This window comes from Chlorobium phaeovibrioides (assembly GCF_003968655.1).
Lineage (GTDB): Bacteria > Bacteroidota > Chlorobiia > Chlorobiales > Chlorobiaceae > Chlorobium > Chlorobium phaeovibrioides.
In genome coordinates, this window is sequence record NZ_RXYK01000003.1 from 189,944 (window position 1) to 201,942 (window position 11,999).

Annotated in this window: 13 protein-coding genes; 4 read left to right on the forward strand and 9 right to left on the reverse strand. The window is 53.4% G+C overall.

What is annotated here, in order from left to right; translation table 11 throughout:
• The first annotated feature begins 43 nt into the window (after window positions 1–43).
• Together gcvH and gcvPA are read left to right on the forward strand one after the other, a co-directional pair.
• Window positions 44–427 carry a glycine cleavage system protein GcvH gene (gene gcvH, locus EKD02_RS03580; RefSeq protein ID WP_011890639.1) on the forward strand — a complete coding sequence of 128 codons (384 nt, stop codon included), beginning with the start codon at window positions 44–46 and terminating at the stop codon, window positions 425–427.
• Window positions 428–433: 6 nt separating this feature from the next.
• Window positions 434–1,765, forward strand: a complete 1,332-nt coding sequence (gene gcvPA, locus EKD02_RS03585; protein WP_126383830.1) for an aminomethyl-transferring glycine dehydrogenase subunit GcvPA — start codon at window positions 434–436, stop codon at window positions 1,763–1,765.
• On the opposite strand, the gene dapA is transcribed toward gcvPA, so the two are convergent.
• From dapA to EKD02_RS03605, 4 genes are all read right to left on the reverse strand, one after another.
• Window positions 1,762–2,652: a 4-hydroxy-tetrahydrodipicolinate synthase gene (gene dapA, locus EKD02_RS03590; protein WP_011890637.1), complete on the reverse strand. Its 891-nt coding sequence runs from the start codon at window positions 2,650–2,652 to the stop codon at window positions 1,762–1,764. The two genes, gcvPA and dapA, sit on opposite strands and share 4 nt — an antisense overlap.
• A 67-nt stretch (window positions 2,653–2,719) precedes the next feature.
• Entirely contained in the window at window positions 2,720–4,441 is a 1,722-nt protein-coding gene (gene recN, locus EKD02_RS03595; RefSeq protein WP_126383832.1) for a DNA repair protein RecN, read from the reverse strand.
• A 76-nt stretch (window positions 4,442–4,517) separates the two neighbouring features.
• Entirely contained in the window at window positions 4,518–4,727 is a 210-nt protein-coding gene (locus EKD02_RS03600; protein ID WP_126383834.1) for a Sec-independent protein translocase subunit TatA/TatB, read from the reverse strand.
• Between the two features lie 94 nt (window positions 4,728–4,821).
• Window positions 4,822–5,481, reverse strand: a complete 660-nt coding sequence (locus tag EKD02_RS03605; RefSeq protein WP_126383836.1) for a phosphatidylserine decarboxylase — start codon at window positions 5,479–5,481, stop codon at window positions 4,822–4,824.
• A gap of 200 nt (window positions 5,482–5,681) precedes the next feature.
• Here EKD02_RS03605 and tilS point away from each other — a divergent pair, with 200 nt between their 5' ends.
• The gene (tilS, locus tag EKD02_RS03610) at window positions 5,682–6,671 is read left to right on the forward strand and encodes a tRNA lysidine(34) synthetase TilS (RefSeq protein ID WP_011890633.1); all 990 of its coding nucleotides are present in this window, start codon (window positions 5,682–5,684) and stop codon (window positions 6,669–6,671) included.
• Here the strand turns inward: tilS and EKD02_RS03615 are convergent.
• The 5 genes from EKD02_RS03615 to trpD all read right to left on the reverse strand — a co-directional run bounded on the left by EKD02_RS03615 (window position 6,646) and on the right by trpD (window position 10,654).
• Complete coding sequence (locus EKD02_RS03615; protein WP_126383838.1) at window positions 6,646–7,680, reverse strand: hypothetical protein; 1,035 nt, start codon at window positions 7,678–7,680, stop codon at window positions 6,646–6,648. The genes tilS and EKD02_RS03615 overlap by 26 nt on opposite strands.
• A gap of 15 nt (window positions 7,681–7,695) precedes the next feature.
• Complete coding sequence (rnhA, locus tag EKD02_RS03620) at window positions 7,696–8,136, reverse strand: ribonuclease HI (protein ID WP_011890631.1); 441 nt, start codon at window positions 8,134–8,136, stop codon at window positions 7,696–7,698.
• Between the two features lie 83 nt (window positions 8,137–8,219).
• Window positions 8,220–8,438, reverse strand: a complete 219-nt coding sequence (rpmB, locus tag EKD02_RS03625) for a 50S ribosomal protein L28 (protein WP_011890630.1) — start codon at window positions 8,436–8,438, stop codon at window positions 8,220–8,222.
• A gap of 74 nt (window positions 8,439–8,512) precedes the next feature.
• Window positions 8,513–9,505, reverse strand: a complete 993-nt coding sequence (gene chlG, locus EKD02_RS03630) for a chlorophyll synthase ChlG (protein ID WP_126383840.1) — start codon at window positions 9,503–9,505, stop codon at window positions 8,513–8,515.
• 93 nt (window positions 9,506–9,598) lie between these two features.
• Window positions 9,599–10,654: an anthranilate phosphoribosyltransferase gene (gene trpD / locus EKD02_RS03635; protein ID WP_126383842.1), complete on the reverse strand. Its 1,056-nt coding sequence runs from the start codon at window positions 10,652–10,654 to the stop codon at window positions 9,599–9,601.
• A 128-nt stretch (window positions 10,655–10,782) separates the two neighbouring features.
• On the opposite strand from trpD, the gene EKD02_RS03640 reads away from it, so the two are divergent.
• The gene (locus EKD02_RS03640; RefSeq protein ID WP_126383844.1) at window positions 10,783–11,868 is read left to right on the forward strand and encodes a M24 family metallopeptidase; all 1,086 of its coding nucleotides are present in this window, start codon (window positions 10,783–10,785) and stop codon (window positions 11,866–11,868) included.
• Window positions 11,869–11,999 lie beyond the last annotated feature (131 nt).

The following is an 11,999-nucleotide window of genomic DNA, read 5'->3' on the forward strand; positions in this document are numbered from 1 at the left end:
TAGGGTTTTTCCCCTTTTGTGAACACTTTTTCCTTTACCTGCCATGAATGTCCCTGGAGATCTTCGCTACACTAAAGACCATGAATGGGTCAAATTGCTTGCAGATGGAGCCACAGCGCTTGTAGGCATTACCGATTTTGCCCAGTCGGAGCTTGGCGACATTGTGTTTGTCGAGCTGAAGCCGGAAGGGACTGTTCTTGGTGAACAGGAGATTTTCGGTACGGTTGAAGCAGTCAAGACTGTTGCTGACCTGTTCGCTCCGGTGGCAGGCACCATTCTTGAGCTCAATGGGGTTCTTGATGCGGCTGAGACCGTGAACCAGGACCCTTACGGTGAGGGGTGGATGGTGAAGATGAAGGTTGCTGACCCTTCATCTCTTGATGCACTCATGGATGCCGCCGCCTACACCGAGATGATAGGGGGGTAGCCGGGAATGCCATTCATAATCAATACTGACTCCGATAGAGCAGAGATGCTTGCTGCTGCCGGCGCGGCATCGTTCAATGACCTTATTGCCGACATTCCTGAAGAGATTCGTCTGAAAAAATCGCTTGATCTCGCTCCCGCCCTTGATGAAATGGCGGTGCGCCGTCAGCTTGAGTCACTTGCCGCACGAAACCGCAGTACTGCGGGTTATGTCAGTTTTCTCGGTGGCGGGGCATATGACCAGTTCATCCCTTCGGCAATCAGGGCCATTGTGTCCCGAAGTGAGTTCTACACCGCCTATACCCCGTATCAGGCAGAGGTTTCACAGGGGACCCTGCAGGCAATCTACGAGTATCAGAGCCTCATCTGCCGCCTCTACGGTATGGATGTGGCCAACGCTTCAATGTACGACGGTGCAACAGCTCTTGCTGAAGCTGCCCTGATGGCGATGAATGTGACCGGAAAAGAGCGGATTGTGGTTGCCGGGCAACTGCACCCTTGGAACAGTTCGGTGCTTTCCACCTATCTTGGCGCGGCAGGCCACTCACCGGTGGTTCAGAACAGTGTTGAGGGGGGTGTGGGTTCCATTGCCAGCCTTCGCGGCATGGTTGATGGCACAGTTGCTGCCGTGATTGTGCAGCAGCCGAATTTTTACGGCTGCCTGGAGGATGTTGAGGCAATCGGCGCCATAGCCCGTGAGGCCGGAGCACTGTTCATTGTTTCAGCAGACCCGCATTCATTGGGCGTGCTTGAGGCGCCCGGAGCATACGGCGCAGACATTGCGGTTGGTGAAGGTCAGCCTCTTGGAAGTGCGCAGAGTTTTGGCGGTCCCTATCTCGGAATCTTTACTGTCCGTGAAAAGTTTGTGCGCAAAATTCCGGGGCGTCTCGTCGGCATGACGAAGGATCGCGATGGACGCGACGGCTTCATTCTGACGCTTCAGACCCGGGAGCAGCATATCCGGCGGGAGAAGGCAACTTCAAACATCTGTACCAATCAGGCGCTCAATGCACTACAGGCGGCAGTCTATCTTTCCCTTCTCGGACGGCAGGGAATGCAGGAAGTTGCGGGGCAGTCTCTTGAGAGGGCCCACTATCTTGCGGCAAGGATTGTGGAGATTCCCGGATATTCGCTCCGTTTCAGTGCCCCGTTTTTCCGTGAATTCGTGCTCAATACACCCGTCCATCCGGCGGTGATTGTGGAGAGGATGCTTGAAGAGGGGATATTTGCCGGCATTGACCTCTCAGTTTTTGGAGATGAGGGGCTGCTTGTTTCTGTGACGGAAAAAAGAACAAAAGAGGAGATGGATCGTTTTGCCCTTCTCCTCAGCTCGTTTTAGATAAGCCCCAGAGCGCTCATTTCAAGGGAGAGCTGCCTGCGGCTCTCCTCTGAAACCGGTGTCATCGGAAGGCGGTATACCTCTTTGATCATGCCCATCATGGCAAGAGCGCATTTGATCGGTGCCGGATTGCTTTCAATGAAGTTGAGTCTGAAGAGGTTGCGGTAGGTCCTGCTTATCCGGCGCGCCTCTTCAAGGTTTCCTGCTGCAGCGCTGTCCACCAGCTGCTTTACGGCTGCGGGAACCTGGTTTGCCGCAACTGAAATGACCCCATCTCCTCCCATGGCCATGAATGGCAGAATAAGCGTGTCTTCACCGGTGAGTACCGAGAAGTGTTCGGGGCGCCCATCAAGAAGGTCGGCAATCTGCGTGAAGTTGTCGGATGCTTCTTTTACTGCAGCAATATTGCTGAAGTCGCCAGCGAGCCGCAGAATGGTCTCTGCGCTGACATTGCAGCCTGTGCGTCCCGGAACATTGTAGATGATGATTGGCACCGATACTGCTTCGGCAATATGGCGGTAGTGCTGGTAGATGCCCTCCTGTGAAGGTTTGCTGTAGTAAGGGGCAACGGAGAGAATGGCTTCGGCTCCGGCATCCTCGGCGTTTTTGGCAAGCGTTACTGCTGAACGGGTTGAATTGGTTCCTGCCCCTGCTGCCACGAGCATTTTTCCTTTTGCCTCATCTCTGACGATGCGGATGATGTCGGCCTGCTCCTCAGGGTTGAGGGTTGGTGATTCGCCTGTTGTTCCGCATGGTATGATGATGTCTGTGCCGGCTTCGGCATGAAAATGCACCAGTTGTTTCAGGGCATCGGTATCAATGGAGAAATCTTCTCTGAAGGGTGTTACCAGCGCTACAGCGCTGCCTTTGAGGTCTTGATTGGACATTCTTTCTGTTTCCGGTTTAGAGGTAGTCGGATATGCGTAGGCATAATAAGGCAATCTTCCGGATTTTCTAAACGGAAGGGGGCTTAATTGTTGCTGCTGCCTCAACAAGTTCCCCGGCAAGGCTGAGCGAGGAAGCAGAGCGGTGTTCCCCGCTGATGAGTGCTGCGATTGCTTCAAGCCTTTCGGCTCCCTCAATTCTGCTCACCTTTGTGAGTGTCCGGCTGTTTTCCACCTCCTTGTGGACACGCAGGTGGCTGTCGCCCATGGCGGCAATCTGTGGCAGGTGGGTGATGGCCACAATCTGGTGCAGGCTTGAGAGGCTTTTGATGTTTCTGCCCACGGCATCGGCAATACGGCCGCTTATTCCGGTGTCGATTTCGTCAAAGATGAGAATGGGAAGGTCGGCATTGGTTGCCAGAGCGCTTTTCATGGCAAGCATGACGCGTGAAATTTCACCGCCCGATGCCACTTTGACGAGCGGACGGGGTTTTTCGCCGGGATTTGCCGATATGAGAAATTCAATGCTCTCATAACCGCAACCCTGAGTGCCGTAGGTGACGCCCTCTATTGTGATGTCTCCTTCCGGGTCGGGTGTGTGGGTGAAGCTGACAATGAAGAGTGCGCGGGGTATGCCGAGCAGAGAGAGCTGCTCCTTTACAGAAATCTCCAGCCGCTTTGCCGCTTCCTTTCGTTTTTGGGAGAGCTCAAACGCTGTTTGTGAGAGTTTTCTGCGCAGGGTGGTCAGTGATGCTTCTGTTCTCTGGAGGGAATCTTCCCCTCCTTCGTCTGCATTCAGCTGCCTTTCAAGCTCAAGGGCGAGGCGGGGAATTTCGTCAGGAGGGACTGCATATTTTTTTGCTGTGCGGCCGATGAGGTGGTGGCGTTCGCGAAGGGAGTCGAGCAGGACCGGGTTGTGATCAATGCCCGCACTGTAGCTTCGGCTGAAGCGGTAGAGTTCATCAACGCTGTCAGTGGCAATTCTTGCCTGTTCAATCATTTCATTGAACCGTGGGTCAATGGCTGCGAGTTTTTCTGTGAGTTTTGAGGCTGAACCGAGTGACGGGTAGATGGCGTTGTCGGCGTCGTAAAGGAGTGAGTTGAGTGAAGAGCAGAGTTCGGCAAGGGTTTCGGCGTTTTCCAGGAGCGAAATCTGCTGCTGCAGTTCCTCATATTCCCCTTCCTGCATCCCTGTTTCGCTGAGTTCCCGATACTGAAAATCGAGCAGATCGCGCTTTTCGGCGAGGGCTTCCGCATTGTTTCTGAGCGTGTTGAGCTTTTTTTGGATCAGCCGGATTTCCTCTTTCTGTGCTCTGCAGGTTTCGGCATCGGATGCTGTTCCGGCAAATGCATCAAGCAGCGTTTCATGGGTTCTCGACTGGAGGAGCAGCTGGTGTTCGTGCTGGCCATGGAGGTCGATGAGCAGTTCACCAACCTGTTTGAGGAGGGTGAGGGTGCAGGGTGTGTCGTTGATGAAACATCGCGACTGGCCTGTTGCCGAGAGCTCCCTGCGGATGATGAGTTCCGCTCCCGGGTCTATCTCTGCAGACTGGAGAAGCTTTTGGGTGGAAAAAGGGATGTTGTTCTGGAAGATTGCTTCAATGACTGCTTTGGTTGCATCGGTACGGACCATTTCACTGCTGGAGCGGTCGCCGAGAACAAGGCCGAGAGCACCAATGATGATGGATTTGCCGGCACCGGTTTCGCCTGTTATGACGGTGAGTCCGGGCTGAAACGCAATGGTCAGCTCTTCAATCAGTGCGAAGTTTCTGATGTAAAGGCTTGATAGCATGTGGCTGGCAGCAGTGGGAGTGAATGGCGCATTCTCTCAAAAAACAGGGTGTCGGTTTTTTTGAGGTTCCGGGGCGTTATTCCTTATCCTTGGTGGTCTCTTTCTTTTGTGCCGGAGTATCGTCAATGGCGTTGTTGAACTCTTCCTCTATCTCTGTCTGTGCCTTTTTGAACTCTTTCATCCCCCGTCCGAGCCCTTTTGCAAGTTCGGGGAGTTTCTTGGCGCCAAACAGCAGGAGAATAATCAGCAGAATGAGAATGAGTTCCTGTCCTCCTAGTCCAAACATCGATGTACCTCCTCCATAAGTTGAAAATATGATTGCACTCTATTGCCTGATACTTATATACTCAATAGGGGTGCTTAAAGCAAGAATATTTCCTTCACCCGTTTCCCGCTGTGGTTGCCAGGCGTGCGATGATGGTCTCTCCGGCCCGGGTTTTTGCTCCCCGCTCTACTTCGGGCAACCATCCGGCTGGAATGACGATGTCGACCCGTGAACCGAATTTGATCATGCCGAACCGTTTACCGGCCGTGACCGGTTCGTTCAAAGAGAGAGGGCAGACTATGCGCCGTGCCAGAAATCCCGCCACCTGTGTGAAGTGGAGTTTCATGCCGTTTGATTCAATGCCAATCTCCATCCGTTCGTTTTCCTCTCCGCTTTTCTCGTCGAATGCCATGCTGAAGGAGCCCGGGTGGTGCTGCAGGAGAGTGACTGTTCCGGTGACGGGTATTCGGTTGACATGCACATTGAGGGGAGACATGAATATGCTGATGATGGAGGAGCCGTTGCCTGTAAACGGGTGGGAGCATGCTTTGATGCTCATGACGGTGCCGTCGGCCGGAGCGATGACAATCCCTTTTCCGGGGGGAAGGGAGCGGTTGGGGTCACGGAAGAACCAGAGAGAAAAGATGAGGAAAATCGCTGCAGCTGAGCCAACCGGTATGGCTGCCTGAAGAGGAAGGAGGATGGAGAAAAGGAGGGTGCCGACTGAAACTGCTGCCAGTTTTACAAGCGTGCTCCTGCCGTAGGGTGTGAACATTTGTGCCCTGAAGAATAATGTGTCGTAATTGATTTCTGAACCAATGATAGTGATTTATCCTTTAGGGAAAAAACAGGCTGCGTGCCGATGAGGGGGTAAAGATGGTTCTGAGGGCATTATGTATATTGTGTTTCAAAGCCTCTGAATGGTTCTCTTGCCTGAGGACATTCAGAGGGAAAATCGTATAAATTTATGGCTGCGTGAACAGACTTGAAAAACAGTTTCTCGAGCAGATCAGGGTACGACGCCTTGTGATGGACGGCGAACCGCTTCTTGTTGCCGTATCAGGGGGGCCGGACTCCATGGCACTGCTCTCTCTTTTTCTTGCTGTCCAGCCGGTTCTGCATTGCCGCCTCGGGGTTGCGCATTGCAATTTTGGACTTCGGGGTCCTGATAGTCTTGCCGATGAAGCGTTTGTCAGGGAGGCCTGCCGGCGGCTCGGGCTGGAGTGCTTCGTAGCGCGGTTTGATACGGAGCTGTACTGTCGGGAGCACCGTCTGTCAATTGAGGAGAGTGCCAGGACTCTGCGGTATGACTATTTCGGGCGTCTGATGAAGAGTGAGGGTTTTACGAAGGTTGCTACCGGTCATCATGTTGCCGACAACGCCGAAACCATTCTTTTCAACCTGTTCCGCGGTACCTCGCAGCCTTCACTGCGGGGCATCCGGTCCCGACATGGCTCAATCATCAGGCCGATGCTGCTTCTTCACAAGGCCGACATTCTTGGCTATCTCAGGGAGAAGGGGATGAGATACCGGATTGACCGAAGCAATGAGAGTGACTCTCATGACCGTAACTTCATCCGGAACAGGGTCATTCCGCTGCTTCTTGAGCGGTTTCCGGACAAGCTGATGCCTTCGCTGCAGCGCCTTTCGGAGCAGTCGGGGGAGCTTGAAGAGTTTCTTGAGTCTGCCATGGACGGCCTGATTGAGCGGGAGCCCGGTTTACAGCCGGCTCAGGGGTGGCTGGATGTCGCCGCCCTGAAAACATTGACTGTGTTTGAGCAGAAGGAGGTGCTGAAGCGGGCTCTTCGTGAACATGGATACTCTGTCGACGCTGTTCTTCTCCAGCGTCTGGTTGACCTGCTCACTACCCAGCCGGGCAGAAGGGTGATGCTTGAGGGCGGTGGAGAGGTGGTGTGGAAGGATAGACGGCTCTGTTTTCTCAGCGCTCTTCCTTCTGGCGCGTGAAGATTTCCAGAGGCAGCTTCGTATGGATGATTACCGATTCAAGGTTCTGCTGAATCCGGATTCTTTCAAGCAGATTGCGGATTTCAGGAGTGCTTCGCTCCTCCGAGAGTCCAGAGAGCTTCAGTGCCCCCCACAGGAATGTTGAAGCGAACCATGCGGCCCGGCGGGTGCCGTAGACCCATTCGCTTTCGGCTTCAATTCCCTCATTGAATCTGACGGAAAGAGCGAGGTGCTGTATCCTGTTCAGATTGCCAAGGGAGTTCACATCGCTGTTCTGCGAGGTCAGACTTTCAAGGGCGCTTGAGGTCCACGCCGCTGAGGGCAGGGCGAACCAGAGGTGTGATTTGTAGACCGCTTTCTGCATCATGGCAACAGCAAGACTGTCGCGTTGGAAAAAGCTTCCACTGGGGGCAAGAAAACCTTCCAGCATTGCCTGGCTGCCGGCAAGGATGATTTCATCGGGTGCAGAACGGCTGAGCCAGAGGGTGCTGTCAAGTCTGTAGCAGGCGTACCCTTTCAAAGTGATGGCGGTGCCGCTTCTCTTGAGCAGCCGGTCGCTGATTTTTCCTGCCACCGGGCCGTTGGCAACGGCAAGAAAATTCTGGTCCCTGTAGCCCTGACGGCGGAAACTCATGAGAAGGGCGTCAATGTCGGTCGCGGGGTTGACTGAAGCGGCCTTCAGCAGCAGGTTGAGCTTTCCCGGAGGCTGGAAGAGAGGGATGGTTTTCAGTGAGTCGGGCAGCACTTCCTGCCAGAAGCGGCTGCGGCGGATCTCTTTCATCCCGAGGTAGATGATGGCGTCAGAGTTGCCGGGAATCCGGTTGATAAGGCTGTGCTGTTCGGCTGAAAGCGGTTCGGGGGCGATCCGGGTTTTGGGCCAGTTGATCCAGGCGACAACAGTGAGGAAAAACACAAATCCGATGACGCTGATCATCATCAGGAGTCCTGATCCCTTTTTCAGTGAGCCGCCTGTTGTCTTCCGGCCTTCTTCTGCCTCTGTGCCCATCATGTGCCCGATCCTGTTTTAGGGTTTCTTTCTGACAGCCAGTCGGGCAAGTTCGTCGCAGCGGTTGTTGTAGGGGTTGTCGCTGTGCCCTTTGACTTTATGGAACCTTACCCGGTGGCGGTCGGTCAATTCAAGGATTTTCTGCCAGAGGTCGATGTTTTCAACAGTCTTCTTTGCTGCGGTTTTCCATCTGTTGGCAGTCCATCGCTTCAGCCACCCTTCATTGATTGCGTTGACCAGATAGCTTGAATCGCTGTAAAGGTCTACCGTACAGGGCTCTTTGAGTGCCTGAAGCGCCTCTATTGCAGCCGAGAGCTCCATCCGGTTGTTTGTTGTGGCTGGAGCGCCGCCTGAAATTTCACGGACAGTTTTCCCGTACATGAGCATCGCGCCCCATCCTCCGGGACCGGGATTGCCGCTGCAGGCTCCATCGGTATATATGGTGACTTTTTTCTCCATCGAAAAAAAAGGCCCAACCGTTTGTGATTGAGCCTTTGCTGTACTGTTGAGACAATAAAATGGTTCTGTTCCGGGCCGGCTGATTACTTCAGCAATTTTGCGAGTTCGCCTGTTCCGGTTTTTGCAATGATTCTCATGGCTTTGGCGGAAAGCTTTACCTTCGCCCAGCGTTTTTCCTCTTCAATCCATATCCTCTTGGTGTGGAGGTTTGGCTCAAAACGGGTGCGGCGATGGTTGTTGGCGTGCGATACTGTATTTCCGTACTTAGGTCTTTTACCGGTCAGTACACAGACTTTGGACATGATTCGGGCTCTTGGTGTTAAAAAAATGAACCTGAATATACAAATAGTTTTCTAAAGGAGAAATGCAATGTTTTTCAGGGCCGGATGCCGACTGCTGCAACCATCATGGAGAGGACATAGAGAAGGGTGCCGAAGGCATTATACCATACCGCTTTTTCACGCGGATTGTTTATGAGGATTTTCTGCATTGGCAGCTGCGCAAGAAGCAGAAGTGATGCAAGAATGGCCATGAGTGAGGAGCCTTTGGCGAGCAGGATTGCAATGGCTCCAAGCTGTGCGGCATCCATGATGACAGATGCCAGTATGGCTGCGTTTTTTTCGCCGAGCTGTACCGGTATTGAGGCGACTTTACGGATTCTGTCGCCCACGACAGATTTGAAGTCATTCAGTGTCATGATTCCGTGTGCACCGAGAGAGAAAATGATTGCCAGCGCTATGGTTTCTGTTGAGGGAACGCCCTGGGTTATGGCGAAGCTTCCTGTCAGCCAGGCTACACCTTCATATGCAAGACCGACAATAAGATTGCCATACCAGCCGTTTCGTTTTGCCCTGAAAGGCGGGCCGGAGTATGCGTGCGACATGAGAACCCCAACAAAAGCAATAGCCATGACATAGGGGTGAATGGAGAGTGCAACCAGAAATCCGGTGATAATAAGGCTGAAGGTGATCAGCCAGCTGGCTGATTTGGATATTTTTCCGGAGGGAATGGGTCGTTCGGGCTCATTGATGGCATCAACCTCGCGGTCGAAATAGTCGTTCATGGTCTGCGACATGGCGCACATGAGTGGCCCGGCAAGAATGACCCCCCTGAGCAGTACGGACCAGTTTTCCAGAACGGGTTCGCCTGTTGAAACGACCCCACAGGCAAACGCCCACATCGGGGGAAACCAGGTGACTGGTTTCATGAGTGGCAGAATGGCAGAGGGTTCTATTCGGAACCCCGGACGGTTGACATTGCCCAGAGCCGCTGCTATCGCTTTCCGGCGCGAGTCGTCAACGCCCGACCGGCGGAGTGTTTCGCCGATGCTGGGTGATATGTCGGTGTTTGGCCTGGTCTGTCCGTTCATGGGCGAATTCTTCCCGCTTCTCGCTTAAGGGGTTCGGGGCACTCGAAAATGTGAAGAACAGTATACAAGTTTTTTGAAAAAAAATGTAAGCCTTTAGTTCTTTCCGGTGCCGTACTTCCTTTCAAGGTCACGGCTTATTTCAATGATTGCTTCAAGGTTTCTGAGCGCACGCCTCTCTGCGAGCGCCTCTTTTGCCATGCAGATCCCTTCATCAATGCAGTTGGCGTTTCCTGATACATAGCATGCTATTGCAGCCGCGAAGAGTGCGGCTTCCCGCTGCGCCTGGGTGGCTTTGCCCTCAAGCAGTCTGGTTATGAGGAGGGCGTTCTCCTCGCGGGTTCCTCCTGCAAGGTCGGCTATCGGCCACTGCTGGAGGTGAAAGTCGGTTGGTTTGGTGGTGTGGCGGCAGGTAACATTGTTCTGCAGTTCAATGATATGAGTTCTGCCGGAGACGCTTGCTTCATCAAGCGGAAGACCGCTCTCGGTTTCACCATGAACAATGAGGGCATGGCTGCAGCCTGACTGGCGCAGAGCTTCCGCATAGAGCTCCATGAGGGAGGGCTCAAAAACCCCTACAAGTTGTCGTTTGACGCGGGCGGGGTTGAGCAGGGGCCCCAGAATGTTGAAAATGGTTCTTATGCCCAGGCTCTTGCGTATCGGGGCAACCTTTTTCATGGCGGGATGGTAGAGCGGTGCATAGAGAAAAGCAAATCCTGTCTGCCGATAGAGAGCCGTGGTTGCTTCCGGGTGAAGCTCTATCGGCAGGCCGAGTGCTTCAAGCACATCGGCGCTGCCGCATTGGCTGGTAACGGAGCGGTTTCCGTGTTTGGCTATGCTGACACCGGCTGCATTTGCAATAAGGGCAGCAGCTGTGGAAATATTGAAGGTTCCGGCACTGTCTCCACCTGTGCCGCAGGTGTCGACGGCCCTTTCATCAAGCGTTATGGGGGTTGCTCTCTCTATGAGGCTTTCCCGCGCACCGGCAATTTCATCGGCACTGATGCCATTTTTCTGCAGGAGTGTGAGAATAGTGGCAATGGCTGTATCGGGAATGGCGCCGTCCATGATTGCGTCCATGCAGCGTTTCATCTCGGGCTTTGAAAGCTTCGATCCCTGTTGAAGGGTGTCAAGTATTTCCGTATGCGCCATGCAGCTGAGTTTTTGGTAAATGAGAGGAAATATTCGTAAATCGTTAATAATAAGAAGAATACTTCAGCTTGCAATGGCTCCATGGGAGCAGAACCTGTTTATTCAGTAAATAAATTCAATGATTTTTTATGAGCATTTCTGACAGAGAGGCCTGGCAGCGAGCCTCACTTGAACGGGTTCTCCTGAAAATGGATTCCCTTGGTTTTAACGCTTTTGTGGTGACTGATCTTCCTTCCATCCGCTGGCTGACAGGGTTCAGTGGTTCAAGTGCCCGATTGCTTCTTACCCCCCGCGCCAGCTGGCTTTTTACCGATTCAAGGTATCGGGTGCAGGCACGGGATGAGGTGAGGGTTGTCGAACCGGTTATTGATGCTGAGGGGTTTGTTGCGGCACTTCACTCCGGTCGTTATCCTTTGGGTGGATGTGTGGCGCTTCAGTCCGACAGGGTAAGCTGGCATGAGGCCACACGCATTATTGCAGCGGTGGATGAGCGGTGCAGGGTGGTGCCTGTTGATGGTTTTTTTGATGAGTTCAGGATGGTAAAGAGTCCAGGGGAACTGCTCTTGATGCAGCGGGCGGCAGATATCAGCTGCCAGGTTCTTGGCGAAGTTATTCCGATGATTTCCTCCTCGATGAGTGAGTGTGATATTGCGGCTGAAATATCATGCCGTCATCGGAAACTGGGTGCCCAGAAGGATTCATTCGACCCTATTGTCGCTTCCGGTCCCCGGGGAGCCATGCCGCATGCACAGCCTTCCGATGCCCATTTTGAGCCGGGTGCGCTCATTGTGATTGACATGGGTTGTATGGTGGATGGCTATGCCTCCGACCAGACCCGCACGGTGGGACTGGGGCCCGTTTGTGCTGAAGCCAAAGAGGTCTATGGGATTGTCCTTGAGGCTCAGCAGCTTGGTGTCCGCTCAGCCCGATGCGGTATGCGGGCCAGTGAACTTGACGGTATTGTTCGTTCCTTTATTGCCGGTCATGGATATGGGGATGCTTTTGGTCACGGTCTCGGTCATGGTATCGGTCTGGAAGTGCATGAGGGGCTTCACATCAGCCCCAAAGGCGAGACGGTGCTTCAGGAGGGGATGGTGTTCACCATTGAACCGGGAATCTACCTTGAAGGAAAATTCGGAGTACGCATTGAAGATACGGTTGTGATGGAAGCAGGCCAGGCCCGTTCGCTACAAAATTACCCGCGGGAGCTGTAGGGAGTAGGGGACGTTGTTGAATATCGTGAATAAGTCCTCGGGACTTATTCACGATATTCAACAACGTTATATAGTGCTTGTACTCAAATGGGCACGATTCATAATATCCTGTTGTAATATTAAAGGGAGTC